Annotated in this window: 29 protein-coding genes; 20 read left to right on the forward strand and 9 right to left on the reverse strand. The window is 61.0% G+C overall.

Features of this window, described 5'->3' with window-relative positions; all coding sequences use genetic code 11:
• Positions 1–87 precede the first annotated feature (87 nt).
• The 13 genes from pyrH to lpxB all read left to right on the forward strand — a co-directional run bounded on the left by pyrH (position 88) and on the right by lpxB (position 12,350).
• Positions 88–813, forward strand: a complete 726-nt coding sequence (gene pyrH, locus Q1A06_RS03210; RefSeq protein WP_299558562.1) for a UMP kinase — start codon at positions 88–90, stop codon at positions 811–813.
• Positions 814–928: 115 nt separating this feature from the next.
• Positions 929–1,492 (forward strand): ribosome recycling factor, encoded by a 564-nt coding sequence (gene frr, locus Q1A06_RS03215; protein WP_299558564.1) that lies wholly within the window; start codon positions 929–931, stop codon positions 1,490–1,492.
• Positions 1,493–1,583: 91 nt separating this feature from the next.
• Positions 1,584–2,336 (forward strand): polyprenyl diphosphate synthase, encoded by a 753-nt coding sequence (gene uppS, locus Q1A06_RS03220; protein ID WP_299558566.1) that lies wholly within the window; start codon positions 1,584–1,586, stop codon positions 2,334–2,336.
• Between the two features lie 10 nt (positions 2,337–2,346).
• Positions 2,347–3,159 carry a phosphatidate cytidylyltransferase gene (locus Q1A06_RS03225; RefSeq protein ID WP_299558568.1) on the forward strand — a complete coding sequence of 271 codons (813 nt, stop codon included), beginning with the start codon at positions 2,347–2,349 and terminating at the stop codon, positions 3,157–3,159.
• A gap of 3 nt (positions 3,160–3,162) precedes the next feature.
• Positions 3,163–4,335 carry a 1-deoxy-D-xylulose-5-phosphate reductoisomerase gene (dxr, locus tag Q1A06_RS03230; RefSeq protein ID WP_299558570.1) on the forward strand — a complete coding sequence of 391 codons (1,173 nt, stop codon included), beginning with the start codon at positions 3,163–3,165 and terminating at the stop codon, positions 4,333–4,335.
• Between the two features lie 4 nt (positions 4,336–4,339).
• Complete coding sequence (gene rseP, locus Q1A06_RS03235) at positions 4,340–5,692, forward strand: RIP metalloprotease RseP (RefSeq protein ID WP_299558572.1); 1,353 nt, start codon at positions 4,340–4,342, stop codon at positions 5,690–5,692.
• Positions 5,693–5,829: 137 nt separating this feature from the next.
• Entirely contained in the window at positions 5,830–5,955 is a 126-nt protein-coding gene (locus Q1A06_RS03240) for a hypothetical protein (protein WP_299558574.1), read from the forward strand.
• Positions 5,956–6,192: 237 nt separating this feature from the next.
• Positions 6,193–8,457: an outer membrane protein assembly factor BamA gene (bamA, locus tag Q1A06_RS03245; protein ID WP_299558575.1), complete on the forward strand. Its 2,265-nt coding sequence runs from the start codon at positions 6,193–6,195 to the stop codon at positions 8,455–8,457.
• Entirely contained in the window at positions 8,458–9,066 is a 609-nt protein-coding gene (locus tag Q1A06_RS03250) for an OmpH family outer membrane protein (protein WP_299558577.1), read from the forward strand. It begins immediately after the preceding gene.
• Positions 9,067–9,140: 74 nt separating this feature from the next.
• Positions 9,141–9,611, forward strand: coding sequence for a 3-hydroxyacyl-ACP dehydratase FabZ (gene fabZ, locus Q1A06_RS03255; RefSeq protein ID WP_299558579.1), 471 nt, complete (start codon positions 9,141–9,143; stop codon positions 9,609–9,611).
• Positions 9,608–10,390: an acyl-ACP--UDP-N-acetylglucosamine O-acyltransferase gene (gene lpxA, locus Q1A06_RS03260; RefSeq protein WP_299558581.1), complete on the forward strand. Its 783-nt coding sequence runs from the start codon at positions 9,608–9,610 to the stop codon at positions 10,388–10,390. Before fabZ ends, lpxA begins: the two co-directional genes overlap by 4 nt.
• Positions 10,390–11,181 (forward strand): UDP-2,3-diacylglucosamine diphosphatase LpxI, encoded by a 792-nt coding sequence (gene lpxI / locus Q1A06_RS03265; RefSeq protein WP_299558583.1) that lies wholly within the window; start codon positions 10,390–10,392, stop codon positions 11,179–11,181. Before lpxA ends, lpxI begins: the two co-directional genes overlap by 1 nt.
• Positions 11,178–12,350 carry a lipid-A-disaccharide synthase gene (lpxB, locus tag Q1A06_RS03270; RefSeq protein ID WP_299558585.1) on the forward strand — a complete coding sequence of 391 codons (1,173 nt, stop codon included), beginning with the start codon at positions 11,178–11,180 and terminating at the stop codon, positions 12,348–12,350. Before lpxI ends, lpxB begins: the two co-directional genes overlap by 4 nt.
• Here the strand turns inward: lpxB and mnmA are convergent.
• Entirely contained in the window at positions 12,347–13,489 is a 1,143-nt protein-coding gene (gene mnmA, locus Q1A06_RS03275) for a tRNA 2-thiouridine(34) synthase MnmA (RefSeq protein WP_299558587.1), read from the reverse strand. The genes lpxB and mnmA overlap by 4 nt on opposite strands.
• Before the next feature lie 128 nt (positions 13,490–13,617).
• Here mnmA and Q1A06_RS03280 point away from each other — a divergent pair, with 128 nt between their 5' ends.
• The 5 genes from Q1A06_RS03280 to Q1A06_RS03300 all read left to right on the forward strand — a co-directional run bounded on the left by Q1A06_RS03280 (position 13,618) and on the right by Q1A06_RS03300 (position 19,250).
• Complete coding sequence (locus Q1A06_RS03280; RefSeq protein ID WP_299558868.1) at positions 13,618–13,896, forward strand: DUF1153 domain-containing protein; 279 nt, start codon at positions 13,618–13,620, stop codon at positions 13,894–13,896.
• Positions 13,897–13,999: 103 nt separating this feature from the next.
• Positions 14,000–14,707: a response regulator transcription factor CtrA gene (gene ctrA / locus Q1A06_RS03285; RefSeq protein ID WP_299558589.1), complete on the forward strand. Its 708-nt coding sequence runs from the start codon at positions 14,000–14,002 to the stop codon at positions 14,705–14,707.
• A gap of 86 nt (positions 14,708–14,793) precedes the next feature.
• Positions 14,794–16,935, forward strand: a complete 2,142-nt coding sequence (gene ligA, locus Q1A06_RS03290) for an NAD-dependent DNA ligase LigA (RefSeq protein ID WP_299558591.1) — start codon at positions 14,794–14,796, stop codon at positions 16,933–16,935.
• Positions 16,932–19,022, forward strand: a complete 2,091-nt coding sequence (gene recG / locus Q1A06_RS03295) for an ATP-dependent DNA helicase RecG (protein WP_299558593.1) — start codon at positions 16,932–16,934, stop codon at positions 19,020–19,022. Before ligA ends, recG begins: the two co-directional genes overlap by 4 nt.
• Before the next feature lie 99 nt (positions 19,023–19,121).
• A complete protein-coding gene (locus tag Q1A06_RS03300) occupies positions 19,122–19,250 on the forward strand; it encodes a hypothetical protein (RefSeq protein ID WP_299558595.1) in 129 nt (42 codons plus the stop codon).
• A gap of 187 nt (positions 19,251–19,437) precedes the next feature.
• On the opposite strand, the gene Q1A06_RS03305 is transcribed toward Q1A06_RS03300, so the two are convergent.
• A complete protein-coding gene (locus tag Q1A06_RS03305) occupies positions 19,438–19,893 on the reverse strand; it encodes an iron-sulfur cluster assembly scaffold protein (protein ID WP_299558597.1) in 456 nt (151 codons plus the stop codon).
• Between the two features lie 80 nt (positions 19,894–19,973).
• Between Q1A06_RS03305 and hisI the strand changes: the two genes are divergently transcribed.
• Complete coding sequence (gene hisI, locus Q1A06_RS03310) at positions 19,974–20,330, forward strand: phosphoribosyl-AMP cyclohydrolase (protein WP_299558599.1); 357 nt, start codon at positions 19,974–19,976, stop codon at positions 20,328–20,330.
• Here hisI and gluQRS read toward each other — a convergent pair.
• The 6 genes from gluQRS to Q1A06_RS03340 all read right to left on the reverse strand — a co-directional run bounded on the left by gluQRS (position 20,327) and on the right by Q1A06_RS03340 (position 25,718).
• Positions 20,327–21,208, reverse strand: coding sequence for a tRNA glutamyl-Q(34) synthetase GluQRS (gluQRS, locus tag Q1A06_RS03315; protein ID WP_299558601.1), 882 nt, complete (start codon positions 21,206–21,208; stop codon positions 20,327–20,329). The two genes, hisI and gluQRS, sit on opposite strands and share 4 nt — an antisense overlap.
• Positions 21,205–21,804, reverse strand: coding sequence for a methyltransferase domain-containing protein (locus tag Q1A06_RS03320; protein WP_299558603.1), 600 nt, complete (start codon positions 21,802–21,804; stop codon positions 21,205–21,207). Before Q1A06_RS03320 ends, gluQRS begins: the two co-directional genes overlap by 4 nt.
• Positions 21,805–21,843: 39 nt before the next feature.
• Entirely contained in the window at positions 21,844–23,181 is a 1,338-nt protein-coding gene (gene trmFO, locus Q1A06_RS03325; RefSeq protein WP_299558605.1) for a methylenetetrahydrofolate--tRNA-(uracil(54)-C(5))-methyltransferase (FADH(2)-oxidizing) TrmFO, read from the reverse strand.
• A gap of 116 nt (positions 23,182–23,297) precedes the next feature.
• Positions 23,298–23,447, reverse strand: a complete 150-nt coding sequence (locus Q1A06_RS03330) for a hypothetical protein (protein ID WP_299558607.1) — start codon at positions 23,445–23,447, stop codon at positions 23,298–23,300.
• A gap of 53 nt (positions 23,448–23,500) precedes the next feature.
• Complete coding sequence (locus tag Q1A06_RS03335) at positions 23,501–24,835, reverse strand: cytochrome c peroxidase (RefSeq protein ID WP_299558609.1); 1,335 nt, start codon at positions 24,833–24,835, stop codon at positions 23,501–23,503.
• Between the two features lie 97 nt (positions 24,836–24,932).
• Positions 24,933–25,718, reverse strand: a complete 786-nt coding sequence (locus Q1A06_RS03340; RefSeq protein ID WP_299558610.1) for an enoyl-CoA hydratase — start codon at positions 25,716–25,718, stop codon at positions 24,933–24,935.
• Between the two features lie 57 nt (positions 25,719–25,775).
• On the opposite strand from Q1A06_RS03340, the gene Q1A06_RS03345 reads away from it, so the two are divergent.
• Entirely contained in the window at positions 25,776–26,234 is a 459-nt protein-coding gene (locus tag Q1A06_RS03345) for a PaaI family thioesterase (RefSeq protein WP_299558612.1), read from the forward strand.
• 77 nt (positions 26,235–26,311) lie between these two features.
• Here Q1A06_RS03345 and Q1A06_RS03350 read toward each other — a convergent pair whose 3' ends face one another.
• On the reverse strand, positions 26,312–26,545 hold the full coding sequence (locus Q1A06_RS03350; RefSeq protein ID WP_299558614.1) for a DUF1127 domain-containing protein: 234 nt from the start codon (positions 26,543–26,545) through the stop codon (positions 26,312–26,314).
• Positions 26,546–26,623 lie beyond the last annotated feature (78 nt).

Here is a 26,623-nt window from a genome sequence, read left to right on the forward strand (position 1 = left end):
CTGCGCGCTGCATTGAACCTGACCGCTATTTGCGACATTTTGCGCGCAGGCGAAAGCCCGACAGCCATAAACCCGAAAGGTGCCCTCATGTCAGACCAGCCCAAAGCCGCTTTCCGCCGTGTCATGTTGAAAATCTCAGGCGAGGCGTTGATGGGCGATCAGGGCTACGGGTTGCACCCGCCGACGGTCGAGCGGATCGCGCGCGAGGTGAAATCCGTGCACGACATGGGTGTCGAGATCTGCATGGTCATCGGCGGCGGCAATATCTTTCGCGGATTGCAGGGATCGGCGCAGGGGATGGAACGGACGACCGCCGACTATATGGGCATGCTTGCCACCGTCATGAACGCGTTGGCGATGCAATCCTCGCTGGAAGCGCAGGGCATCCACACGCGGGTGATCTCCGCGATTACCATGAACGAAGTGGCCGAGCCCTACATTCGCCGGCGCGCCGTGCGCCACCTTGAGAAAAAGCGCGTCTGCATCTTCGCCGCCGGGACCGGCAACCCCTATTTCACCACCGATACGGCGGCGACCCTGCGCGCCAACGAGATGTCCTGCGAGGCCATCTTGAAAGGCACAAAGGTCGACGGCGTTTATGACAAGGATCCGGTAAAGCACACGGACGCCAAACGCTACGACACCGTCAGCTATGACGACGTCCTGGCCAAACGTCTGGGTGTCATGGATGCCTCTGCGATCGCACTGGCGCGCGACAACAACCTGCCGATCATCGTCTTTTCGCTCGATGAGCCGGGCGGGTTCAAGGGCATCCTCGCGGGCGAGGGCACCTATACCCGTGTGCAGGGCTAGCGTCGCCCGGGCAAGTCGAAAGCTGTCCGAGCCGTGAACCGCCCAAAGGCTTCTTTCCTTGTGCTGTCCAATGCTCTAAACCCTGCGGTTAACAAAACTGTACACGGGGCGTTTTATGTCTGAAGATTTCATGTTGGACACCGATGATCTGGAGCGGCGCATGAAGGGCGCGATCGCGTCCTTGCGAACGGAGTTCGCTTCCTTGCGGACCGGGCGGGCCTCGGCCTCCATGCTTGAGCCGGTGATGGTGGACGCGTACGGGCAGATGACACCGATCAACCAGGTCGGGACCGTCAACGTGCCGGAACCGCGCATGGTCACGATCAATGTCTGGGACAAGGGGCTGGTCGGCAAGGTTGAAAAGGCGATCCGCGAAAGCGGTCTTGGCATCAATCCGCAGCTCAACGGCACTATCATCATGCTGCCGATCCCCGAGCTGAACGAAGAGCGGCGCACGCAATTGACGAAAGTGGCCGGTAGCTATGCCGAAAACGCCCGCGTCAGCATCCGCAACATCCGTCGCGATGGCATGGACCAGATCAAGAAGGCCAAGGCCGACGGCATGTCTGAGGACGATCAGAAAATCTGGGAAGGCGAGGTTCAGGAACTGACCGACAAGCAGATCGCCGCCATCGACAGTCTGTTGGAAACGAAACAGGCCGAAATCATGCAGGTCTGAAAAGACCGCCCTGGCCTTCCTGCACCGGGAAGGCCGTTTTTGTTTTTGGGCAGCGCCGCGCCCGGATCACAGCATCAGCAAAGCAGGCCTTATGAACGAACGTGCCGAACAGCAGCCCGATACGCTTTCCTCGCAAACGCCGGGTGGGCCGCGTCACGTGGCCATCATCATGGACGGCAACGGGCGATGGGCGACGATGCGCGGGCGTCCGCGGCTGTTCGGGCATCACGCCGGCGCCAAGCGCGTGCGCGAAGTGGTCGAGGCCTGTCCGGACGTCGGCGTCGAATATCTGACTATCTTTGCGTTCTCGACGGAAAACTGGAAGCGGACACAGGTCGAAGTGGCAGGGCTTATGAGCCTGTTCCGTCGATACATCGCCAAAGAAACCCGCGCGCTGGGAGAAAACGGCGTGCGTGTACGCTTTATCGGCGACCGGGTGCGTCTGGACGACAAGCTGATCAAACTGATGAACGATCTGGAGACGGCGACGGAACACAACGAGCGGGTGCATCTGACGATCGCACTGAATTACGGCGGCCGTGACGAGGTGGCGCGTGCCACCAAACGTTTGGCGCAGGATGTCGCGGATGGCAGGCTGGACCCCGTTGATGTGGATGAAGAAACGCTGCCAAGATATTTGGACACATACGTTTTGCCCGATCCGGATCTCGTAATACGAACAAGCGGCGAAGCACGGATTTCCAACTTTCTGCTGTGGCAATCGGCCTACGCCGAATATGAATTCATCGACACGCTTTGGCCCGATTTCACCCGTGAGGAATTTGCGCGGCTCTGCGCATCTTTCGGCGGCCGCGACCGCCGCTTCGGCGCGGTCAAGACCTGAGGAGACTGATATGTCTACGGATAGCAAACCGGTTGGCAGGCCCGAAAAATGGTCCGATCTGGCCGCCCGCATGGGGTCCGGTGCCGCGATGGTTGTCATTGGCGCGCTCGGCATCTGGATGGGGGGGCAGTGGTTCCATGTGCTGGTTGCGCTGATTTGCGGCGCGATGGTGTGGGAGCTCGTCGGGATGCTACGGCCGGGTGTGCCGAATGTTCAGGCGCTGCTTGGCGGTCTGACCGGTGGTGCGGTGCTGTTGTCTGTCTACCTTCCGGTTGGCTTTGCGCTGCCAATTCTCCTGGCACCCGCTCTCATAGGGTTTGGCAGGCTAGAGCGGAACAGGACGCTGTACATGTCCTTCACGGTGATGATTTTGCTCGCCGGTTTCGGCTTGATACAAGTGCGTGACGAAATGGGTGTGGGCTGGATGCTCTGGCTCGTACTGGTCGTGGTGGTCACGGACGTGGTGGGATATTTTGCCGGGCGGGCGATCGGCGGCCCGAAATTCTGGCCCAAGGTCAGCCCCAAGAAAACATGGTCAGGCACCGCCGCAGGTTGGGTCGGTGCGGCCCTCGTCGGGCTGCTGTTTTCGATAAATACCGGCGCGGGGCTGCAACTGATCGGCATTTCCATCGCGATCTCAATGGCGTCGCAGATGGGCGATATCGCCGAAAGCGGCATGAAGCGCAGACTGGGTGTCAAGGACAGCTCGAACCTGATCCCGGGCCACGGCGGCTTGATGGATCGCTTCGATGGTATGCTGGGCGGAGCCCTGTTCTTGCTCGTTATCGGACAGTTCATCGGCTTTCCGCCTGGAGTTGGCTAATCCATGAGGCGGGTCAGCGTTCTGGGCGCAACGGGTTCGATCGGGCAGAACACGATTGACCTGATCAAGCGCGCACCGAAGGAATACGATGTCGTGGCGCTGACGGGGGCGCGCAACATCGCGCAACTTGCCCGCGATGCGATAGATCTGGACGCCGAGATCGCCGTCACTGCGGACGATACCCTGCTGGACGATCTGCGCGCGGCGCTAGAGGGCACGGATATCGGTGCGGCTGCGGGAAGCGATGCCATCGTCGAAGCGGCCTACCGGCCCGCCGACTGGATCATGTCGGCCATTGTCGGCGCCGCTGGCCTGGCCCCTGGCATGGCGGCGCTGGCCCAAGGCACGACGCTCGCACTCGCCAACAAGGAATCGCTGGTTTGTGCCGGGGGCTTGCTGTTGCAAACCGGACGGGCGCACAACGCGACGATCTTGCCGGTCGACAGCGAACATTCCGCCGTGTTTCAGGCATTGGTGGGAGAGCGCATGGAGGCGGTCGAGCGGATCATCATCACCGCGTCGGGCGGGGCCTTCCGGGACTGGCCCATCGAGGATCTGCCGCAAGCGACCCTGGCGCAGGCGTCGAACCATCCAAACTGGGACATGGGGCAGCGCATCACGATCGACAGCGCATCCATGTTCAATAAAGCGATGGAAGTCATTGAAACGCGGGAATTTTTTGGGGTGCCCCCCGAACAGATCGAAGTGCTCGTCCATCCGCAGTCTATGATCCACGCGCTGGTGGGGTTTCATGATGGGGCGCTGATGGCACACGTCGGCCCGGCGGACATGCGCCACGCAATCGGCTATGCGCTGCACCACCCGCACCGCCGCGATTTGCCGGTCGAGCGGCTTGATCTGGCTGCGATCGGGCGTTTGGACTTCCGCGCGCCCGATGACCGACGCTGGCCCGCGCTGCGCATCGCACGCGACGTTATGGCGCGGCGCGGCCTGTCGGGGGCCGTATTCAACGCCGCCAAGGAAACCGCATTGGACGGATTCATCGCAGGCCATATCGGATTCACTCAAATGTCCGACATCGTGGCCGACACGCTGGAGGCTCTTGAGGCACAACCGGGCCACATTGATGCCACCATGACCCTTGATAACGTGCTTCATATCGACCATCTCGCACGCAAGGCCGCTCAAGCGGCTATTCAAAAAAGGGCAGGATAGAGCATTGGATTTCACAACATTGGTTCCGCAGTTCGGCGGTTTCATCTGGACAGTGCTTGCGTTCATCGTCGCCTTGTCGGTGATCGTGGCGATCCATGAATACGGCCACTACATCGTCGGACGCTGGTGCGGCATCAAGGCGGATGTCTTTTCGCTGGGGTTCGGTCCGGTCCTGTATTCGCGGCATGACAAGCACGGTACACGGTGGCAGGTTGCCCTGCTGCCATTCGGCGGTTACGTCAAATTTGCGGGCGATGCCGATGCCGCGTCGGGCAAGGACACCGACGCGATGGACGCCGCGGCATCTGACCCCGCACGCTTGCGCGCCACCATGCACGGCGCACCGCTTTGGGCGCGCGCACTGACTGTTGCGGCTGGGCCTGCGTTCAATTTCGCCCTCTCCATCATCGTTTTCGCAGCCATTGCCATCAGCTTTGGAACAGTGCGCACACCGCTCACCGTGGATACGCTTAAACCGCTGCCGACCCTCGTCGAGGGGCTTGAGCAGGGTGACGTGATTGATGCGATCGCCGGGCAGCCGATGCCCGATGCGCTCAACGGTGCGGACTATGTCGAGTATCTCGACGCGCTGCCACTTGATCCGGTGCTCGATTACACCGTGCAGCGCGATGGCACGACGTTGACGGTGCCCGGTCCGTATCCGATGCCGGCGCTGGTCGGGGGCGTCGGCCCCGAAACCGCCGCCTACGAGGCCGGCTTGCAGTCGGGCGATGTGATCACTGCCATCAACGGCACGCCCACGTTTGCGTTCAAGCAGCTCAAGGATGCTGTCGAAGGCTCGGGCGGAACCGCTCTCTTGCTGGATGTCTGGCGGGCGGGGGAGACGCTGAAGTTCACGCTGGTGCCGAAATCGACGGACGAACCACAGCCCGATGGCAGCTTTCGCAACGTGCTGCGGATCGGCATTTCAAGCGATATGGCGATTACCCCGGCGACCGAGAAGCTCGGTCTGTGGGAGGCCGCGCAAAGCGGCGTTGCGGGGACGTGGCGGATCATCAAGGGATCCATCTCCGGCATGTGGCACATGGTGACGGGTGCGATCAGCACCTGCAACATGTCCGGCCCCGTAGGCATCGCCAAGGTATCGGGTGCTATGGCAAGTCAGGGCACGGCGAGCTTCATTAACTTCATCGCGGTTCTCAGCACCGCAGTTGGTCTGCTCAATCTGTTCCCGATCCCGGCGCTGGACGGGGGGCATCTGACATTCTACGCCTATGAGGCGGCGACCGGCAAACCACCCAGCGACGCTGCGCTGCGGATCCTGATGAGCATCGGGATCACTCTTGTCCTTGGTTTGATGCTTTTTGCACTCGGAAACGATCTGTTCTGCCCGTAACCGTCGCGGAACAGTCGCTGCACACCCGGCAAAGCGGGGCAAACGCCTTGCTTTCGCCATATTTGGTACCCGCCTTCGCCACATTGCGCCGTTACCCATGCGGTTTGTGGATGAATCGCGGATTAGGGAGTGACCGAATGCAGACGATTTCAAATGGCTATCGCGGGTTGAGTGTTCTTGTAGATCTCAATTGGGACCGCGCCCTGTATTTCGCGACCATCGCCGTGGCTCTGGCTGCCGGCGCGTTCATCGGCGGCCTCTGATACCCTTTCCGTTTTCCGACAAATCGAGGGTCTGCGCCGTGCGCAGGCCTTTTCGCGTTGGAAAAAGGGCAGTTGGGGTTTTGACAAGCCGGGGCACGACGGGTACTCAGGAAACCAACGGTGTCTATAAGATTGGTAAAAACCATGGGACTGGGGTCAATGCCGCGCCACACGCGCGGACACGAGCAGAGCAAGAAAATTTCTACGGGCCTGAAAGGGCTCGCTTTTTCGGTACTGATGTCAACGGCTTGGGTTGCACCTGCGCCGTACGTCAGTGCGCAGCAGTATCAATTCAATACGGTGCGGATCGACGGCAACCAGAGAATAGGCGACAGCGCCATTCTCAGCCAGGCCGGAATCGCGCGCGGTCAGACCGTTTCGGGCGGGCAGCTTAACGATGCCTACCAGCGCCTGAACAACTCGGGGCTGTTCGAAACCGTTGCCATCGTGCCGCAGGGCGGAACGCTGGTTATCACGGTGGTCGAGCTTCCGACCATCAACCGGATTTCTTTCGAGGGAAACAGGCGGATCAAGGATGACGCGCTGAGCTCCGTGATCAACTCCACGTCACGGCGTGTCTTCAACCCCGATCTCGCAGAGCGCGATGCGAACGCCATCGCCGAAGCCTACACCAACGAAGGCCGTCTTTCGGCCCGTGTCCAACCCAAGGTCATCAAGCGCAATCAGAACCGCGTCGATCTTGTGTTCGAAATCTTCGAGGGCGACAACGTCGAAATCGAACGGCTCAGCTTTATTGGCAACCGCAAGTACTCCGACGCGCGTCTGCGTCGTGTTCTGGGGACCAAACAGGCGGGCCTGTTCAGGCGTCTCGTACGCCGCGATACCTTCGTCGAGGATCGCGTAGAGTTCGACAAGCAATTGTTGCGCGACTTCTATCTGTCACGCGGCTACGTGGACATGCGGATCAATTCGGTCAACGCACAACTGACAGAAGAACGCGATGGCTACTTCCTCGGATTCAACATCCAGGAAGGCCAGCAATTTCAATTCGGCGAGATTTCCGTTACGTCCGAGCTTCCCAATGTCGATGGCGACGCCTACGCCCGGATCATCAAGGTCAAACCCGGCGTGGTCTATTCGCCTTCGGTGGTCGAAGCCGATATTGCCCGTATCGAACGGCAGGCGATCCGCGACGGCGTCGATTTCATGCGCGTCGAACCGCGTGTCACCCGCAACGACCGAGATCTGACGCTGGACATCGAGTTCGTCCTGTCCCGCGGCGAGAGAATTTTTGTCGAGCGGATCGATATCGAGGGCAACACTGCCACGCTGGATCGCGTCGTGCGGCGGCAATTCGACAGTGTCGAAGGCGATCCTTTCAACCCGCGTGAGATCCGGCAATCCGCCGAACGCATTCGTGCGCTGGGGTATTTCGAAACTGCCGAAGTCAACGCCCGCGAAGGGTCCAGCCCCGAGCAGGTCATCATCGACGTCGATGTTGAGGAAAAGCCGACTGGCTCGCTCAGCTTCGGTGGTTCGTTCTCTTCCTCGGACGGGCTTGGTGTCGCCATCAGCTTTGCCGAGGAAAATTTCGTCGGGCGCGGGCAGAGGCTGTATCTCGATCTGTCGACCGCGTCGGATGCGCGCCGCTATGGCCTGCGCTTTGTCGAGCCGTCGCTTCTCGGTCGGGACGTGGCTTTCAGCTTCGAGCTCGACTTTGCCGAAACCAGTTCCTCCTACGAGACCTACGATACAGAGCGGCTGGCATTCCAGCCTTCACTGACCTTTCCTGTGAGTGAAAACGGCCGCCTGCAAGTGCGATATACCGCACAGGAAATCGACGTGATCGAGCGGGATCCGCCCGACAACGGAGCGATCATCCAGAATGACATAGACGCGGGCGCGCTTCTGACGTCATCGCTGGGTTACGAGTACAGCTATGATACGCGCCGCACCGGGCTGGACCCGACGTCGGGCGTCCTGTTCCGCTTCAGCCAGGACTTTGCCGGGATCGGCGGGGATCAGGAATACATTCGGACCGTAGCCAAGCTCATCGGTGAAAAGAAGGTTTTCAACGAAGAGATTACTCTGCGCGCGTCTTTCGAAGGCGGTGCCTTGGCTTGGCGCGGCGGCACCAACCGTGCGGTCGACCGGTTCGTTCTGGCGACATCGCAGATGCGCGGGTTCGAGCCGGGCGGTATCGGTCCGCGCGATGTGGCGTCGGAAGAAGGCGATACGCTGGGCGGCAACATGTATGTCGTTGGCCGCTTCGAAGCGGTCTTTCCGGTCGGATTGCCGGAGGAATACGGCATTCGCGGTGGTGTCTTCTATGATGTAGGCAATCTGTGGGATCTGTCGGATGTCTCCTACGCGGCCGGATCGGTCTCAGGCGAGGGCGGTTCATTTCGTCATGTTATCGGGGTCTCGCTGTTCTGGGAGACGCCGGTCGGACCATTGCAATTCAACATCTCCGATGCAATTCGCAAGGAAGAATTCGACCGTGAACAAAGGTTCGAAGTGACGCTTGAGACGCAATTCTAAATGGTGCGCCGCGCGGTATTCTTTGCCGTGTTTGCCCTCGGGGCGCTCTTGTGGGCGCCCCTCTCAGCACAGCAAGGTACGATCGTCTCTCCGATCCTGACAATCGACAGCGAGCGGCTTTTCCTCAACAGCGATTTCGGCAAGCGCGTTGCTCGCGAAATCGAGGCGCGCGGCGGTGAGCTTGCCGCCGAGAACCGGCGGATCGAGGCGGAGCTGGCCGCGCAGGAGCAAAACCTGACGGACAGACGAGCAACGATGACGCCTGAAGAATTTCGTCCGCTCGCAGACGCGTTCGACGCCCGTGTACAGGAAACGCGGATGGCCCAAGCCGCGAAATCGCGCGCTTTGGCCGAACGTCTGGACCGCGAACGGGAGGCATTTCTGGACGCCGCCGCGCCGGTGCTTGAGATGTTGATGGAGGAGGCCGGCGCAACCGTCGTGCTTGAGCGTCGGACTGTTTTCATCAGCGCCAACAGCAGCGACATCACGGCGGCGGCGGTTGCGCGGCTCAACCGCACCCTCGGCGAGGGAGTGGCAGTCCCGTCGCAGGCGGCACCACCGGCCGACGCCGCCCCGGACTCGCAACAGGTTGCACCCGCACAAGAATGATCGCGCGCGCCTTGCCCGCTTGCGTCTGACTTGATAGCTGTTTGCGTCAAACACTTTACGCCAAAGGAAAACACATGGCTCAAGACCTCTTGCGCGCGGACATTCAGATGATCCAGCGGATCTTGCCGCACAGATATCCGTTTCTGCTGGTCGACAAGGTCGAAGAGATCGACGGAACCGCCTCGGCAGTGGGATTCAAGAACGTCACGATGAACGAGCCGCATTTTCAGGGGCACTTTCCGGGTACTCCCATCATGCCCGGCGTCACTATTGTCGAGGCGATGGCGCAGACCGCCGGCGTGATGGTCGGTGTGGCGCTCGAACAGATGGACCGCGACATGTTGATCTACTTCATGTCCATCGACAACTGTAAATTCCGCCGCAAGGTGGTGCCGGGCGACGTTTTGCGGATGGACGTCAAGACCCTGCGTGGCAAGGCTGGCGGAAAGATCTGGAAATTTGGCGGGGTGGCCACTGTCGAAGGCGAGATGGCGGCTGAGGCCGAATTCATGGCGATGCTGGACCTGCCCAAAGGGAGCGCATGATGGGGGTGCATCCGAGCGCCGTCGTCGAGGAAGGCGCACAGGTCGACCCGTCTGCTACCGTCGGGCCGTTCTGCCTCGTCGGTCCGCACGTCACGTTGGGGCCGGACGTGGTTCTGAAATCGCATGTTGTCGTGACCGGACAGACGACCATCGGCGCGGGCACGGTTGTTTTCCCCTTCGCCGTGATCGGCGAAATCCCGCAGGATCTGAAATTCAAGGGCGAGGCCAGTCGGCTCGAGATCGGCAAACGCAACCGCATCCGCGAACATGTCACGATGAACTGCGGCACCGAAGGCGGCGGCGGTGTCACCAGCGTGGGCGACGACGGTCTGTTCATGGCCGGGTGTCACATCGCCCACGATGCGCAGGTCGGCAACAATGTCATCGTTGTCAACAACGCCGCCGTGGCGGGGCATTGCGTGATCGAAGATGAGGTGATCATCGGCGGCCTTTCGGGGATCCACCAATGGGTGCGCATCGGGCGTGGCGCGATCATCGGAGCCGTCACGATGGTCACTAACGATGTGATCCCCCATGGTCTGGTGCAGGCCTCGCGCGGCGAATTGGATGGGCTCAACCTTGTCGGCCTCAAACGGCGTGGCGTGGCGCGCGGCGATATCACTGCGCTGAGGGCGGCGTTCCAGATGCTGGCGCAGGGCGAAGGTACGTTTCACGACCGTGCGGAGCGTCTCGCCGCCGAAACGGAAAGCGCCTACGTGCGCGAGATCGCGGATTTCGTGCTTGCGGAATCGGGTCGTCATTTCCTCACGCCGCGCTGATGCTGGCGCTGATTGCAGGCCGTGGCGATTTGCCGGCACTGGTGGCGGCAGCGGCACCGGAACCTCCCGTTGTCTGCGGGTACGCGGGCGTCGAGGTGAGCGGTCTGGACGTGGACCTGACCTTTCGCATCGAAACGCTCGGCTCTCTCCTGGTGGCGTTGGAAGAGCGCGGCGTGAGGGAGGTTTGCTTTGCGGGCGGGATCGACAGGCCCCGGATTGATCCGGCCAGACTGGATACGGAGACCAAACCGTTGGTGCCACTGTTCATGGAGGCGCTGAAGGCGGGCGACGACGGCGCGTTGCGGGTGGTTGCCGAGCTGTTCGAGCGGACTGGTTTCAAGACGCGCGGCGCCCATGAGATTGCGCCGGGACTTCTGGCCAAGAGTGGGGTCTATGGCGCGCACGGGCCGGACCCGCGAATGCGCCAGGATGTCGCCGTTGCCGCCGCGCATATTCTGGCGCTGTCACCGCAGGATATCGGCCAGGCCTGTGTCGTTGCGGGCGGCCATGTCCTGGCGATGGAGGATGCGCAGGGGACCGATGCCATGCTGGGCCGCGTCACAGCGGCGGCGCAAGGGTCGTCCGCGATCCTGTTCAAAGGGCCAAAACAAGGGCAATCCATGAAAATCGATATGCCAACTGTCGGACCGGATACATTCAAGGCGGGCCATGCCGCAGGGCTTGCGGGTGTGGTCGTTGATGCGGAGAATGTTCTGGTGCTGCACGCAGCGCGGTGTATAGAATTGGCCAATCGCTATGGCATCGTCTTCTGGGCGCGGACGGACGCATGAGCGCGGGTCTGCGCGTCTTTATCATTGCGGGCGAGCCGTCTGGCGACAAACTGGGCGGCGCCCTGATGGCGGGACTGAAAAAGCTGCGTCCCGATACCGCATTCGAAGGCATCGGCGGTATCGAGATGCAGGCTGAGGGCTTGCACAGCCGGTTCGACATGAGCGAGTTGAGCGTGATGGGATTGGCGGAGATCCTGCCGAAGTACCGCCATCTCAAGCGCCGCATCGCTCAGACAGCGCAGGCCGTGGTCGCCGCACAGCCGGACGTTCTCGTGACCATAGACAGCCCAGACTTTTCGTTGCGCGTGGCCAAGCTGGTCAGGGCGCGCAGTGCCGTGCGCACCGTCCACTACGTCGCGCCGACGGTTTGGGCGTGGCGGCCTGGCCGCGCGGCGAAGATGGCGAGTCACATCGATCAAGTACTCGCGCTTTTCCCGTTCGAGCCGCCCTACATGCAGGCGGCAGGCATGCGCTGTGATTTCGTCGGTCATCCCGTGGTGTCGGAACCCGTGACGAGCGCCGCGCAGGCGCAGGAGTTTCGCACGGAACACGGGCTGGGGGAGGCGCCGGTGCTCCTGATCCTGCCCGGTTCGCGCCGCTCTGAGGTCGCGCGCCTTGGGGAAACCTTCGGTGCCGCTATCTCGGGTGTCTTGACGGACCGGCCCGCAACCCGCGTCGTTGTCCCCGCCGCAGCGTCCGTGGCCGATATGGTGGCCGCGATGTGCGAGAACTGGCCCGGATCGCCCATCGTGCTGGACCCAAGGTCGGGGGATCACGCAAAGGCGATGCGGGACAAGCGTGCAGCTTTTCGTGCTGCCAACGTGGCGTTGGCCGCATCGGGCACTGTCTCGCTCGAACTGGCTGCTGCGGACACGCCTATGGTGATTGCCTACGATATGAACTGGCTCAGCCGGGTGATCATCGGGCGCATGCTCGAGATCGACACGGTTACGCTGGTCAATCTGGTGTCCGAGACGCGCGTTGTACCGGAATTCATCGGCAAACGATGCCGTCCGGACCTGATCACCGGTGGACTCGCCGATGTTCTGGCGGATCCCGGCGCGCAGCACGCAGCAATGGCCTTGACAATGCAGCGATTGGGGCAAGGCGGTGACGCCCCCGGGCTTCGTGCCGCCCGCGCCGTTCTGGACGGGATCGCCGCGCGTTAGCCGCGGTGAATCCAGCCGCCGCCAAAGATTCGGCTGCTGTCCGGATCGTAGAAAACACAGGCTTGACCGGGGCTGATGCCTTCCTCGGGCGACAAGAGTTCGACCTCTGCGGTCGTGTCTGACAACGGGCGCAGGATCGCATCCGCCGGTGGTCGGGTGGACCGCACACGCACTGCGATGTGACGTTCCTTTTGATCGGTAAAGGCATCGTCGCCCAGCCAATTGACTTCTTTGACCGGAATGGTGCGCGTGGCCAGCAAGTGCTTGGGCCCCACGACCACTTGCCGCCGGTCCGCATCCAGTTTGACGACATAAAGCGGCTCCGTCAGCCCGCCAATACCAAGTCCGCGGCGTTGTCCGATGGTAAAATTGATCACACCGTCGTGTTGCGCCAGCACACGGCCCTCGTGAGTGACGATATCGCCGGGCGCATCCGCTTCGGGACGCAGCTTGCGGATCACCGAGGCATAATCGCCATCGGGCACAAAGCAGATGTCCTGGCTGTCGGGTTTCATCGCCACGCGCAGGCCGTATTTCTCGGCCAAGGCACGGGTCGCGTCCTTGGACGGCAGATGGCCAAGCGGAAAGCGCAGATAGTCGAGCTGTTCAGGCGTGGTCGAGAACAGGAAATAACTTTGATCGCGATTTGCGTCTGCCGCCGCGTGCAACTCGGCTCCGCGCGGTCCCGCCATGCGCTGGATGTAATGGCCTGTAGCCATGCAGTCGGCATCCAGATCCCTGGCCGTTTCCAACAGATCCTTGAACTTCACCCGCTCGTTGCAGCGGATGCAAGGCACCGGCGTCGCACCGCCCAGATAGCTGTCGGCGAATTCGTCGATGACCGCGTCCTTGAACACATTCTCGTAGTCCAGAACATAGTGCGGAAAGCCCATGTCCTCGGCCACGCGGCGCGCGTCGTGAATGTCGATCCCGGCACAGCACGCGCCCTTTTTCGCGAGCGCCGCGCCATGATCGTAGAGTTGGAGTGTGACGCCGATCACGTCGTAGCCTTCTTCGGCCAGCATCGCCGCGACGACAGAGCTGTCGACACCGCCCGACATCGCCACCACGACGCGGGTGTCGGCGGGCGCCTTGGCAAAGCCAAGCGAATTGAGCGGCGGTGTGTGATCGAGGGGCATGGGTTTTGCTCCGGGCTATGGTTTACTGCGGAATATAGGAAAATGTGAGCTACTCACAAGGGCGCGGTTTCACCTGTCTTTAAGTCTGCCACGGCAATCTGCCTGAACAAACAAGAGTGGTGGTGAATATGTATCTTAAGAAGGTGGATGGTCCGCGCGCGGTGACGCTCGCGGATGGAACGGTAATGACGGTTGCGGATCTGCCCGCACCCGATACGCGGCGCTGGGTGGCATCGCGCAAGGCAGCGGTGGTGCGCGGGGTGGTATATGGCCTGATCGGCAAGGATGACGCGCTCCGGCGCTACAGATTGAGCGAGGACGAGTTCATCGAATGGGTGAAAGCGGTCTCGACGCATGGCGAGGCGGCGCTGAAAACGACGATGGTGCAAAAATATAGACAACTTTAAGTTGTCGCCATAGTATTAACACCATCGTTTACGGGTGGTTAACCTTTCTTCGTCACGATCAGGTGAGAAATGAAGGCCCCTTTATCCTGCGGAGATGATTGAAATGCGCGTTTTGCTTGTCGAAGACGATCCTACCACTTCCAAAAGCATCGAATTGATGCTGACCCATGCGAATTTGAATGTTTACGCAACGGATCTGGGTGAAGAAGGGATCGATCTGGCAAAGCTCTACGACTACGACATCATCCTGCTCGATCTCGATTTGCCGGACATGAACGGCCATGAGGTGCTGCGCCAGCTTCGGCTGAGCCGGATCGAGACGCCGATCCTGATCCTCTCGGGCGCCGACGATACGGAAAACAAGATCAAGGGTTTCGGTTTCGGGGCGGATGATTATCTGACCAAACCGTTCCACCGTGAAGAACTGGTGGCGCGCATTCACGCGATCATCCGCCGTTCGAAGGGTCATTCGCAATCGGTCATCGACACCGGTCTGATCTCGGTCAACCTCGATGCCAAGACGGTCAGTGTCGACAACAAATCGGTGCATCTGACGGGTAAGGAGTACCAGATGCTTGAGCTTCTGAGCCTGCGCAAGGGGACGACCCTGACCAAGGAAATGTTCCTCAATCACCTGTATGGCGGAATGGATGAGCCGGAGTTGAAAATCATCGACGTGTTTATCTGCAAACTCCGCAAAAAGCTCAGCACGGCCACGGGGGGCCAGAACTACATCGAAACGGTTTGGGGACGCGGCTATGTCCTGCGTGACCCGCAGCCCAGCGAGATGGATATCGCCGTCGGGGCCTGAGCGACGGCGAAAGACTGCTAGACCTGCCTATGGTCGCGGCCTATCTAGATGCGGATAGACGGGAACCAAATAGGCAGGTCGGCGAAGTGTCATCTGAGAAAACGAATACCGACACTGAAATAGATGTGGATCACCTGACCGAAGCAGAGGCGAAGACCGCGCTCGCGGTCCTGGCAGACCGATTGTCGGCAGCGAACGCCGCCTATTACATAAAAGACGCGCCCGAAATGAGCGATGCGGCTTTCGATGCGCTCAAGCGTCGCAATGCCGAGATCGAGGCGCGGTTTCCGAAATTGAAACGCGCAGACAGTCCGACAGAACAGGTGGGTGCCGCACCTGCGTCGGGATTTGGCAAGATCGCGCACCGCGTACCGATGTTGTCTCTTGCGAACGCCTTTACCGATGATGACGTATTCGAATTCGATGCAAGCGTGCGAAAATACCTCGGTCTGGGGTCTGAAACGATGGTCGACTATACCGCAGAGCCTAAGATCGACGGATTGTCGCTCTCGCTCCGCTACGAAAAAGGCGAGCTGACTGAGGCCGCCACGCGGGGCGACGGTTCCGTTGGTGAGAACGTGATCTCCAATGCCCGCACCATTGACGACATTCCCCACACCCTCGACGGCGCCCCAGACGTTCTCGAAGTGCGGGGCGAGGTCTATATGAGCCATGCCGACTTCGAGAGGCTCAATGAAAAGCCGATGGGACGGGGCGAGAAACCGTTCGCCAATCCGCGCAACGCGGCTGCAGGATCCTTGCGGCAGCTGGACGCGGAAATCACACGCGCGCGACCGCTGCGTTTTTTCGCCTACGCCTGGGGCGACGTATCCGCGCCGCTCTCGGAGACCCAATCAGGCGCGATTGCGCGGCTCGAAGAGCTTGGGTTTTGCGTCAACCCGCTGATGCGAAAATGCTCCGGCCCCGCGCAGATGGTCACCCATTACGCACAGATCGAAGAGCAGCGCGCGACGTTGGGCTACGATATCGACGGTGTCGTCTACAAGGTCGACGATCTCGCGTTGCAACGGCGCCTTGGTTTTCGCTCGACCACGCCAAGGTGGGCGATTGCGCACAAATTTCCGGCTGAACTGGCCTGGACCACGCTTGAAGGCATCGACATCCAGGTCGGACGTACCGGTGCGCTCAGCCCGGTTGCGCGGCTCGCGCCGGTGACGGTCGGTGGCGTCGTCGTTTCCAACGCAACCCTGCATAACGAAGATTACATTCGCGGCTTTGACAGCAAGGGCGCGGAAATCCGCGGCGGCAAGGATATTCGCATCGGCGATTGGGTGCAGGTTTACCGTGCCGGCGATGTGATCCCGAAAGTGGCCGACGTCGATTTGTCGAAACGGCCCCCCGACGCCTCGCCGTTCCGGTTTCCCGATACCTGCCCTGAATGCGGCAGCGACGCGGTGCGCGAACCGGGCGATGCGGTGCGGCGTTGCCCCGGCGGGCTCATCTGTCCCGCGCAGGCGGTTGAAAAACTGAAACACCTGGTATCGCGCGGCGCTTTCGACATCGACGGATTGGGCGCCAAGCAGGTCGAGCAATTCTACGCTGACGGCTGGATCCGGGAGCCTGCCGATATCTTCACGCTGAAAGAACGCTACGCAGACGGTTTGCAACAGCTCAAAAACCGCGAAGGGTGGGGCGAAAAATCGGCAGCGGCACTTTTCGACGCCATAGAGGACAAGCGCCGCATTCCTTTGGCGCGGTTGATTTTCGGGCTGGGGATTCGCCACGTCGGCGAGGCTGCTTCCAGTTTGGTCGCGCATCATTACGGAAGCTGGGAGGCGCTTTTGCAAGCGATGGAGGATGCCCGCACCCAAGAAGGCCCCGCGTGGGATGATCTGATCTCGATCGACGGCATGGGCAGCGTGATGGCAGGATCACTGGTCAGCGCTTTCGCGCAGGAGGCCGAGCGGGCGTCCATCATGCGGCTGGTCGCACAGCTCGATGTGCAGGACAGCGTACGGACCGACACGCACGATTCGCCTGTGGCGGGCAAGACCGTTGTGTTCACAGGCACCCTGGAAAAAATGACCCGCGCCGAAGCCAAGGCGCGCGCCGAACGATTGGGCGCAAAGGTCTCGGGCTCGGTCAGTGCCAAAACCGATATTCTGGTGGCGGGGCCGGGCGCAGGCTCGAAAGCCACGAAAGCCGCCGAATTGGGTGTTGAGACACTGGACGAAGATGGCTGGCTTGCCCTGATCGCAGACGCATGAGCAGCAGGCCGGAATCGCTTTTTCCGCTCTTTGCGAGCCTCGAGACGCTTGAGGGGATCGGCCCGAAAACGGCACAGCATTTCGCGCAGCTACACGTCCAGGCCCCCCGCGACCTCCTTTTTACCTTACCCTATTCCGGGATCGACAGGCGTTTGCGCAAATCTGTGAAAGACGCGCAGTTGCCCGATACGCTGACCGTCGCGGTCAAGATAGGCAGGCACTACCCGCCGCGCAGCAAGGGTGGCGCGTACCGGATCCACGTCGAGGATGACGAGACCACCTTCCAGCTTGTGTTTTTCCATGCGCGTGGTGATTTCTGGCAGCGCCAGCTTCCCGAAGGGAGCCGTCGCATCGTGTCGGGTCGTGTTGAGCTTTTCGACGGGATTGCGCAGATGGTGCATCCCGACTTTGCCGTGGCGGAGGAGGAGGCAAGCGAGATCCCACCTTTTGAACCCGTCTATCCACTGACCCACGGCATCACGCAAAAGCTGATGTACAAGGCCACGCGAGCGGCATTGGCGCGGGTGCCCGCGATGGACGAATGGATTGATCCGGGCCAGGTGAAGAAAGCGGGCTGGCCGGCGTTTTCGGTGGCCGTGTCCCAGGCCCATGCGCCCGCATCGCTGAATGATCTGTCGCTCGATGCCCCCGCCCGCGCGCGGCTGGCCTATGATGAACTGTTCGCACATCAGATGACGCTGGCGCTGGCCCGGCAGGTGGAGCGGCGCAAGAAAGGCAGGCCGTCGCGCGCGACAGGGGCTCTGCAGGACAAGGTCCGCGCCTCGCTTTCTTACGCGCTTACGGGGGCACAGCGGCGCGCAGTGACGCAGGTTACGGCAGACATGGCCGCAGATCAGCGGATGAACAGGCTGCTTCAGGGGGATGTCGGCGCGGGTAAAACCGTGGTCGCCTTCATGGCGCTTCTGGCGGCTGTCGAAGCGGGCGGGCAGGGGGTGTTGATGGCACCAACCGAGATCCTTGCGCGGCAACATCTGCAAGGGCTGCAACCGCTGGCCGAAACGGCGGGTGTCGTCCTCGAGATCCTGACCGGTCGCGACAAGGGCGCGGAGCGGCAGGCCAAGCTGTCTGCACTGGCGCGGGGTGATATACAGGTGTTGGTCGGTACGCATGCGGTTTTTCAGGAAAGCGTGGTATTTCACGATCTGCGTCTGGCCGTGGTCGACGAACAGCACCGGTTCGGTGTACGGCAGCGGCTTGAGTTGGGACGTAAGGGGGTCCGCGCGGATGTGCTCGTGATGACGGCCACACCGATCCCGCGCAGTCTCGCACTGGCGCAATACGGCGATATGGATGTGAGCGTGCTGGATGAAAAGCCGCCCGGGCGCAAGCCGATCCAGACGGTCCTTGTCAGCACGGAGCGGTATGATCAGGTGGTCGACCGCTTGCGCGCGGCGATTGCGGACGGGCGGCAGTGTTACTGGGTGTGTCCGCTGGTGGAAGAAAGCGAGGTCAGTGACCTCACTGCGGCGGAAGCGCGGTTCAAGAGACTGCGCGCAACCTTGGGTGAGGGCGTGGTCGGTCTGGTGCATGGCCAGATGCCGCCCGCGGAAAAGGATGCGGCGATGGCGGCGTTCCAACGGGGCGAGACGCAGCTATTGGTCGCGACCACGGTGATCGAGGTAGGCGTCGATGTGCCAAACGCGTCGATCATGGTGATCGAGCGCGCTGAGAGCTTTGGGCTGGCGCAACTGCACCAACTGCGCGGCCGGGTGGGACGCGGGTCTGCGGCGTCGAGTTGTCTGTTGATGTATCAGGCGCCGCTTACCGACACGGGGCGGCAGAGATTGGAGGTTCTGCGGGAGACCGAAGACGGTTTCGCCATCGCGGAAACCGACCTGAAAATGCGCGGTACCGGCGATCTGATTGGCACCGCACAATCGGGCGTGCCGCGTTTCCGGGTGGCCGATCTGGAGAAACAGGCCGCACTGATGACAATCGCGCAATCGGACGCGCGCAAGCTGCTGTCCGATGATCCGGCGTTGAAATCGGAGCGCGGCAAGGCCACGCGTCTTTTGCTTTGGCTGATGCGGCAAGACGAGGCGATCCGTTTGATAACAGTGGGTTGATCCCGGACGTTCCAAAAAGTTCACAAATGTTCCGCTAAAGTTCTTTACTAATGGTTAACGATGTGAGAACAAAGGGGCAACAGGAACGGGAGGACGCCAATGACAACTTACCGAACAGTTAAAGCCATCGCTGCACGCGCGCAGCACACGTTGTTGCAAGATGCAGCAGGGGCTGCCGCGCTGGTCATCATGTTGGTTGTTGGGCTGCATCTGCCCGGACTTGTCTGAATTACTGCCTGCGCTCCTGTGCCGGAGCCGGTTTCGATACATTTGTCCCAAATGGATGTATCTTGCACATCGGAACTGCCTGTCCTGACGTGTCTCCTAGGGTTTGCCTGCCCTGAACCGGTCTTTGGGTCCCACATGGGAAACGCTTTTCCTGCGCCGCCATCCTTTCGGATGTGCGGCGTTTTTTTCAAGACGCGGTCGCGCCGATTTGCGCTTCTGCCACGGCCTGCGCCAGTGCCTCGATGCTCAGCAAAATGGAGGCGTGGCGATTCTTGTAGGCGACGGCGGGGGTCAACACTTCGAAATCACCAAAAGGGGCGTCCGGTACGCCGCCTTTGCCTTTCAGCATGGCTTTGAGTTGATCACGACCGGTTTCGAGCGTTTCCAAGGACGCGCCCTGGGCTGCGCTGGCGGTGATCGCGGCAGCGGCTTGGCCCAATGCACAGGCCTTGACGTCCTGCGCAAGGTCAATCAGCCGACCGTCTGCAACTTTCACATCGACGGTCACACTGGATCCGCACAGCGGAGACCGACGGGTTACGGTAGCATCGGGATCGTCGAGCCTGCCCAGATGCGGAATGTCCGCTGCGAGTGCGAGAATACGCTGAGAATAGAGTTTGATCAGATCGCTGTCGTTCGACATGACTTTTCCTTTTGCACCCGATTCACTACATAAGCGCATCCGGACAGGATGCAAATTTTTCTGAAGCGAGGCTATCCCACATGTCTTTTGACCCGACCACCCTGACCTTCAACGACTCGGGGCTTATCCCCGCTATCGCACAAGACCACCGGACGGGTGAGGTTCTGATGATGGCGTGGATGAACGCCGAAAGCATCTCCCGCACGCTCGAAACCGGACAGGTCACTTATTGGAGCCGTTCGCGCGGCGAATTCTGGGCCAAGGGTGCGACGTCGGGCAACGTGCAGACCCTCAAGGAAATGCGGGTGGATTGTGACCGTGATTGCATTCTGATGCAGGTCGCACAGATCGGTCCCGCCTGCCACACCGGCCGCCGCAGCTGTTTTTTTACTGGCGTTGATGCACACGGCGAAACGGATCTGTCTGCCGACAGCTAGGGCGCGAGCCCGACCATCTTGCGGATTTCGGCGGGTGATGCGCCCTCCGTGCGAAACAGATGGATCGCGCGCGCGTCGTCGCGTTTTGCCAACCGCTTGCCGGTGGCATCCCGCACAAGCGGATGGTGACGATAGACGGGTGTGTGCAGATCGAGAAGACGTTGGAGGATGACATGTATTCCGGTCGCCTCGAAAAGATCCTCTCCCCTGACCACATCCGTAATTCCTTGGTCAGCGTCATCGACAACCACCGAGAGGTGATAGGATGTCGCCATGTCGCGCCGCGACAGGATGACGTCGCCAACTTCGTGAACAAGCATGTTCCGGGTCAAAGTGATCCGCCCCGTCTCGCCCTGCGGACCTGCGCCTTTCTCCGTAAACGTGATAAGATCGTCGGCCACTTGCAGTCCCGCGTGATCACACGCGCGACGCATATCCAGTCTGAGGGGTATGTGCTGCGGGCGCGGTCCGGTGATGGGGGTGAAAGGACGGCACGTTCCGGGATAAACAATGCCGTCGGGGCCAAGCGATACACCTTCTTGCGGCGCGGACGCGGCGGCTGCGATATCGGCGCGCCGACAGGCGCATGGATAGAGCAACCCCCGCGCCCACAGATGGTCGAGCGTGTCGGAGTAGGCGGCGCGGCGGTCGGACTGTCGCATGACCGGCTCGGGCCAAGACACTCCGAGCCAGGAAAGGTCCTCGTAAATCTGCGCCTCCCAGGCAGGTCGGGCGCGAGACAGATCGATGTCCTCTATGCGCAGCAGAAAGACGCCACCCGCCGACTGTGCGAGGTCATAGGCGCGCAGGGCGGAATACGCATGACCAAGATGCAATGGCCCCGTTGGCGAAGGGGCGAAACGGGTGATCAAAGTCATGCTTTTTCAATAACGTAGACGTTGGCCTTCACCTGGAGTTCAGGTAGATGGTCGCCGTATTCGACGAATAGTAGCCGTGCGGCACCACAGTCCAGCCACTCGTTCATGCCAGAGATACTGACAGGATCGGCGAGGGCGCGGTCGTCGAGCGAAAATACCAGTTTTCCCCCCCGGTTGAGCGCACGCAGAAGCCTGTCAAAAACCGCCATCGGTGCCGCGCTGGACCCAATGATATCAACCGCTGCGATAGCGTCGTAGCCGCCGCTGATGTGAGGTTCGCTGTCTAACTGTGTCAGAGAGCGATAGATCTGTTTGTCTGCGGCCCGTGCAAGCATATCCGGCGACAGGTCGGCCCCGTCGATGCACGCGAACCCCGCCTGCTTGAGCGCAGCGCCGGACAGCCCGGTGCCGCAGCCGAAGTCCAGAACAGTCGACGCATGGCTGAATCGGGCCAACGCAGCCGCGCAGCGCACCGGTGTCGCATATCCGGCTGCGGCGGCTTCGGTGTCGAAAGTCGCGGCCCATGCATCGCGGAAGGCGCGGGTTTCATCGGCTGTGCGGGCGGCATAGGCCCGGTCGAAAAAAAAATTACTCATGATGATACAGAGTAAAGCCGCACGCTCTGCTGTCCAGTGTTAACCCTTGAGCCAGTCCTGCCAATCGACCTTAGCACGATCTGTATAGGCCTTGTAACGGTCCTTGCGCCCCCGCCGACCGCTTTTCAGCCCTTCGACGGCTGGGAAAAGCCCGAAATTCACGTTCATCGGCTGAAAGGTTTTCGCCTCCGCTCCGCCCGAGATATGCGTGATCAACGCACCGCTCGCGGTTGTCGCAGGTGGCGTCGACAGCGCAGTGCCGGTCATTTCCGCCGCCGCCAACCGTCCGGCAAGCAGACCCATCGCCGCCGATTCGACGTAGCCTTCGACGCCGGTGATCTGGCCCGCGAACCGGATATGAGGTTGGCTGCGCAGGCGCATCTGCCCGTCCAGCAAGGTTGGCGAGTTAAGGAATGTGTTGCGGTGAATGCCGCCCAATCTCGCAAAGCTGGCATTTTCCAAACCAGGAATCCGTCTGAAAACATCCGTTTGCGCGCCATACTTCATCTTGGTCTGGAAGCCGACGATATTATAAAGTGTACCCAGTTTGTTGTCGCGGCGTAGCTGCACGACGGCGTAGGGTTTGACATCCGGCTGGTGCGGGTTGGTCAGGCCCACCGGTTTCATGGGACCGAACCGCAGCGTCTCGCGCCCGCGCTCCGCCATCACCTCTATGGGCAGGCAGCCGTCGAAATAGCCGGCCGTCTCACCTTCGTGAAACTCGGTTTTCTCAGCCGCATCCAACGCGTCGATGAACGCCTCGTACTGCGCCTTGTCCATCGGGCAGTTGAGGTATGCGGTACGCTCCTCTTCGGTTTCGCCCTTGTCATAGCGCGACTGCATCCATGCTTTCGACATATCGATGCTGTCGAAATAGACGATGGGGGCGATTGCATCGAAGAAAGCCAGCGCGTCCGCTCCGGTTTCGGCAGCGATCGACGCCCCCAGCGCGGTGGACGTGAGCGGACCGGTTGCAATGATCCAATGTCCGTCACGCGGCAACTCGGTGATCTCTTCGTAATCGACACGCACGTTGGGCAGCGCCAGAAGCGCGTCCGTCACCGATTGCGCGAAGGGATCGCGGTCAACGGCAAGCGCACCGCCGGCCGGCAGTCGATGTTTTTGCGCTGTTTGCATGATGAGTCCGTTAGCCGCGCGCATTTCCCAGTGCAGGAGACCCACTGCGTTCTGCTCGCTGTCGTCCGAACGGAACGAATTCGAGCACACCATTTCCCCCAAAAGCCCGGTCTGATGCGCGAATGTGCCGACCTTGGGACGCATTTCGTGGATCACGACGTCAAGCCCGAGATGTGCCGCCTGCCAGGCCGCTTCGGAACCGGCCATACCGCCGCCGATGATGTGCAGAGTTTTATCCATACTGCGCAGATAAGCGACAGCGCGCTGCTGCGCAACAGCCTCTATTACCTAGGTTGTCCGACGCATCGTCGACCCATGGCGCGGGAATTTGTGGTCGCCGTTGCGGGAATGATCGATCAGATGAGAGCCTGATCTGGAGGAACCTTCCGCTCACGGCGACCCAAAGTGTGCAAGGTCATTGCCTTGACCCATTTGTGCCCCATTTCCGCCAGATTTGCCAGCGGTAGTTTGGCAACAATCTGGCTGACGTTTTGAAACAGTTGCATCGAGATGAGATAAGCTGGCGGACGGGGCGTTTTCTTGCCGAAACGGTGGGGGGTCAGGAAGGAGGCTGCACCAGATCGAGGGGCAGGCCCGAAGGCACCGACTGCGGTAGGCCAAGACCGGAGCTTCCGGCGGACGGATCTGTCAGGCTTTGCAGGAAGGCCATGATTTTGGCGATCTCGACATCGTCGAGGGAGACATCCGGGATCTCGATCGCCTCGGCGATCCGCATCACCTCGTCGAAATCATCCATCGCCATCCAGTCGTCCGCGACCATGTCGGCAGGCAGTTTGGCCGCCGATCTGTCATACTTAGCAAGACTGCCGACCGGATCAAGATGGTGGCGCACCATATCTTCCAGGTCGCTGTAGGCTCCGTTATGTCCGTAAGGTGCGGTTCGTGTGACGTTGCGGAGCGTCGGTGTGCGAAAGCGGTACATGTCGTCGAGATACTTCGACACCAGACCGTGCCCGGTGTCGGCATAGGTCACATTGCCGTTTTTTCCGGGACCCAACTGAGGAAGGCCGATGGCATAGAATTCATGGTCGGTCTGGAAGGGGCCAGAGTGGCAGGTGCTGCAACGCGCCTTGCCATAGAACAGGTCCATCCCGTCGAGAGCATCGGCGCTCATCGTGTCCTCGCCCGCAAGAAAGCGGTCGAACGGGCTGTCTGTGGCGCGGAACTCCATCCCGATGAAGGCGGACAGGGCCGTGCCAATGTCAGTGATGTGAATATCCTCGATGCCGACGTCGGAAAAGCGGGCGTTGTATTCGGGGATCTTCCGGACACGGTTCGCCAAGAGCCCCCAGGCTCCGTCCGGACCGTGGATCCGCTCCGCCGCGACGGCATCCGCAATGTCGTTTTCGCCGGGCTGACCTGCCATTTCGTCAGGTGACAGGATCGGGAGGATGTTCTGTGCCGCCAAGGGCGATATCACCGGCCGTTCCAGCGTGCGTCCCGGCGGCATCCTTATGCCGAACATCGCACGGTGGTCCTTTGCGGTGCGCCCGTCGTGGAACATCACCGTGAATTCCTTGGCGCCAAGGTTGAACAGCGCCGGCGCATTTCGCGGGATCAGCGCTTTGGGGATGTTCCCGGCCATGACCTTGCGCAACGCCCCCAGGCCAGCGCCTCCTTCACCGATGGACAGCGACAGGGCGTCGCCGGTGCCCAATGTGGGATGGTGACAGGTGGCGCAGGCGATGTTCTTGTTGCCCGACAGCACGGGATCGAAAAACAAATCCCGCCCGAGACCGACAAGCGCCTCCGGAAACTGGTAAAAATCATCATCGGTAACGGGACCGGGCAAAGGTCCGGCCGTGCCGACGGATCCGAAAGCCACCATGCACAAGGCCGCGGCGCCTAGGGCTATCGCAAAACGGTTCGACATAGGGCGGATCCTCAAGATAACAGAGGCCAACCTAGTCGGGTTTCCGCAATTTTGACACAAACGAGTTGGAAATTCACCGTCCGCAAACGTGAAACAGTTACTGCGACCAGTCGGGATCACGCTTGTCGATGAAGGCCTGCATGCCCTCGCGGGTGTCGGACAACGCGAGGTTTTCGACCATGACATCGCCGGTAAAAGCGTAAGCCTGCGCCGTCGGCATCGCCAGTTGCTCGTAAAATGCACGCTTGCCGATGCGCACGGCGGCGCCCAGCTTTGACGCGATGCGGTCGGCGAGTTCGGCTGTTTCCGCTTCAAGCGTGTCGGCAGGGACAGCACGGTTGATCAGGCCCAGATCTTCGGCGCGGGCGGCGTCAATGAAATCGCCGGTGGTCAGCATTTCAAAGGCTTTTTTCGGCGCGATGTTGCGGCTGAGCGCAACCATCGGCGTCGAGCAGAACAGCCCGATGTTCACCCCGTTGACACCAAATCGCGTGCCCTGCGCGGCCACCGCCATGTCGCAGGTGGCGACAAGCTGGCAGCCGGCGGCGGTGGCGATGCCGTGCACTTGCGCTATCACCGGCTGGGGCATCGACTGGATGCGCAGCATCACATCGGTACAGCGCGCGAAAAGGTCGGCGAATTTCGCAGCACCGCCATCCGCGCTCTGGCGCATCGCCTGCATCTGGCGCAGATCGTGGCCCGCGCAGAATGCCTTGCCGGCACCCGCAAGGGTGATCACTCGGCAAGAGGTGTCCTCCGCCAGCCGGTTCAACGTGTCGTGCAGGGCTGCGAGCATCTCGTCGGAAAGCGCATTGAGCCGCTCGGGGCTGTTCATTGTCAGATGCACGACCGCCTGCCGCTGCGTCACTTCCAGAATTGCCATCTTGCGCCCCTCCCGTGTTCCGTCAAACTTAGGCCGATAATGCACGGGAGAACAAGTATGGTCGACAAACGAGAGCCGGTAATGGATGCAAACGCGTTGATGGCGCTTCTGCACGCCACCTTCAAGCAGGTGGCGGACGATTTCACTGTCGATGATGTAAAGGCGAACGAGGTGACAGTGCGGCTGAAGGTCGGCGAAAAGCATCTGCGCCCCGGCGGCACGGTATCTGGACCGTCGATGTTCGCACTGGCGGATGTATCGGCCTATCTCGTGACGCTGGCGATGATCGGACCCAAGGCGCTCGCGGTCACGACGAGCTGCTCGCTGGATTTCCTGCGCAAACCTGCCGCAGCGACGGATCTGATCGCTCATGCACAAATTCTGAAACTGGGCAGGCAATTGTCGGTATCGCATATCCTGCTGTATTCCGACGGCCACCCGGCGCCGGTGGCGCAGGCGACGATGACCTATGCGATCCCGCCGGCGGGATCGAAGAGCGACATGTTGATGGCCTGACACGCCAGTGTACCAAAAAAGGGCAGGGTGATTACCCTGCCCAAGTCGAAGAGGTCTGGCTGGACGTCACGGGGATGTCACGCCTTCCAGAACACCTTGCGCGCTTCGCGCTGCGCAGCGGCAGGTGTCAGTCCCACGTCGCTCAACTGCCATGCCTCAAGGCTTTCGAGGGCCAGTCGAGTGCGGCGGCGGGTCGCCCATGTCGTTACATATGCAGCAAATTTGACACTGATCACCGCCGCCAGCGGCAAGCTGTGCGATGTATTCAGAACGGCAAGTGCGTTGGATGTCAGATCGGCTGCGCGTGTCATGGGAAAAGCTCCTTGAATAATTGTATTGACACAATGTGGCGGGATGGCCATACAAAATTGGTACAATACATAATATCG

It is taken from the genome of uncultured Sulfitobacter sp., from assembly GCF_947497275.1.
GTDB lineage: Bacteria > Pseudomonadota > Alphaproteobacteria > Rhodobacterales > Rhodobacteraceae > Sulfitobacter.

Excerpts from the sequence above, each read along its gene's own strand:
- pyrH (WP_299558562.1), top strand. The coding sequence starts at position 88 with ATGTCAGACCAGCCCAAAGCCGCTTTCCGCCGTGTCATGTTGAAAATC.
- frr (WP_299558564.1), top strand. The coding sequence starts at position 929 with ATGTCTGAAGATTTCATGTTGGACACCGATGATCTGGAGCGGCGCATG.
- uppS (WP_299558566.1), top strand. The coding sequence starts at position 1,584 with ATGAACGAACGTGCCGAACAGCAGCCCGATACGCTTTCCTCGCAAACG.
- Q1A06_RS03225 (WP_299558568.1), top strand. The coding sequence starts at position 2,347 with ATGTCTACGGATAGCAAACCGGTTGGCAGGCCCGAAAAATGGTCCGAT.
- dxr (WP_299558570.1), top strand. The coding sequence starts at position 3,163 with ATGAGGCGGGTCAGCGTTCTGGGCGCAACGGGTTCGATCGGGCAGAAC.
- Q1A06_RS03240 (WP_299558574.1), top strand. The coding sequence starts at position 5,830 with ATGCAGACGATTTCAAATGGCTATCGCGGGTTGAGTGTTCTTGTAGAT.
- bamA (WP_299558575.1), top strand. The coding sequence starts at position 6,193 with ATGTCAACGGCTTGGGTTGCACCTGCGCCGTACGTCAGTGCGCAGCAG.
- Q1A06_RS03250 (WP_299558577.1), top strand. The coding sequence starts at position 8,458 with ATGGTGCGCCGCGCGGTATTCTTTGCCGTGTTTGCCCTCGGGGCGCTC.
- fabZ (WP_299558579.1), top strand. The coding sequence starts at position 9,141 with ATGGCTCAAGACCTCTTGCGCGCGGACATTCAGATGATCCAGCGGATC.
- lpxA (WP_299558581.1), top strand. The coding sequence starts at position 9,608 with ATGATGGGGGTGCATCCGAGCGCCGTCGTCGAGGAAGGCGCACAGGTC.
- lpxI (WP_299558583.1), top strand. The coding sequence starts at position 10,390 with ATGCTGGCGCTGATTGCAGGCCGTGGCGATTTGCCGGCACTGGTGGCG.
- lpxB (WP_299558585.1), top strand. The coding sequence starts at position 11,178 with ATGAGCGCGGGTCTGCGCGTCTTTATCATTGCGGGCGAGCCGTCTGGC.
- mnmA (WP_299558587.1), bottom strand. The coding sequence starts at position 13,489 with ATGCCCCTCGATCACACACCGCCGCTCAATTCGCTTGGCTTTGCCAAG.
- Q1A06_RS03280 (WP_299558868.1), top strand. The coding sequence starts at position 13,618 with ATGTATCTTAAGAAGGTGGATGGTCCGCGCGCGGTGACGCTCGCGGAT.
- ctrA (WP_299558589.1), top strand. The coding sequence starts at position 14,000 with ATGCGCGTTTTGCTTGTCGAAGACGATCCTACCACTTCCAAAAGCATC.
- recG (WP_299558593.1), top strand. The coding sequence starts at position 16,932 with ATGAGCAGCAGGCCGGAATCGCTTTTTCCGCTCTTTGCGAGCCTCGAG.
- Q1A06_RS03300 (WP_299558595.1), top strand. The coding sequence starts at position 19,122 with ATGACAACTTACCGAACAGTTAAAGCCATCGCTGCACGCGCGCAGCAC.
- Q1A06_RS03305 (WP_299558597.1), bottom strand. The coding sequence starts at position 19,893 with ATGTCGAACGACAGCGATCTGATCAAACTCTATTCTCAGCGTATTCTC.
- hisI (WP_299558599.1), top strand. The coding sequence starts at position 19,974 with ATGTCTTTTGACCCGACCACCCTGACCTTCAACGACTCGGGGCTTATC.
- gluQRS (WP_299558601.1), bottom strand. The coding sequence starts at position 21,208 with ATGACTTTGATCACCCGTTTCGCCCCTTCGCCAACGGGGCCATTGCAT.
- Q1A06_RS03320 (WP_299558603.1), bottom strand. The coding sequence starts at position 21,804 with ATGAGTAATTTTTTTTTCGACCGGGCCTATGCCGCCCGCACAGCCGAT.
- trmFO (WP_299558605.1), bottom strand. The coding sequence starts at position 23,181 with ATGGATAAAACTCTGCACATCATCGGCGGCGGTATGGCCGGTTCCGAA.
- Q1A06_RS03330 (WP_299558607.1), bottom strand. The coding sequence starts at position 23,447 with ATGCAACTGTTTCAAAACGTCAGCCAGATTGTTGCCAAACTACCGCTG.
- Q1A06_RS03335 (WP_299558609.1), bottom strand. The coding sequence starts at position 24,835 with ATGTCGAACCGTTTTGCGATAGCCCTAGGCGCCGCGGCCTTGTGCATG.
- Q1A06_RS03340 (WP_299558610.1), bottom strand. The coding sequence starts at position 25,718 with ATGGCAATTCTGGAAGTGACGCAGCGGCAGGCGGTCGTGCATCTGACA.
- Q1A06_RS03345 (WP_299558612.1), top strand. The coding sequence starts at position 25,776 with ATGGTCGACAAACGAGAGCCGGTAATGGATGCAAACGCGTTGATGGCG.
- Q1A06_RS03350 (WP_299558614.1), bottom strand. The coding sequence starts at position 26,545 with ATGACACGCGCAGCCGATCTGACATCCAACGCACTTGCCGTTCTGAAT.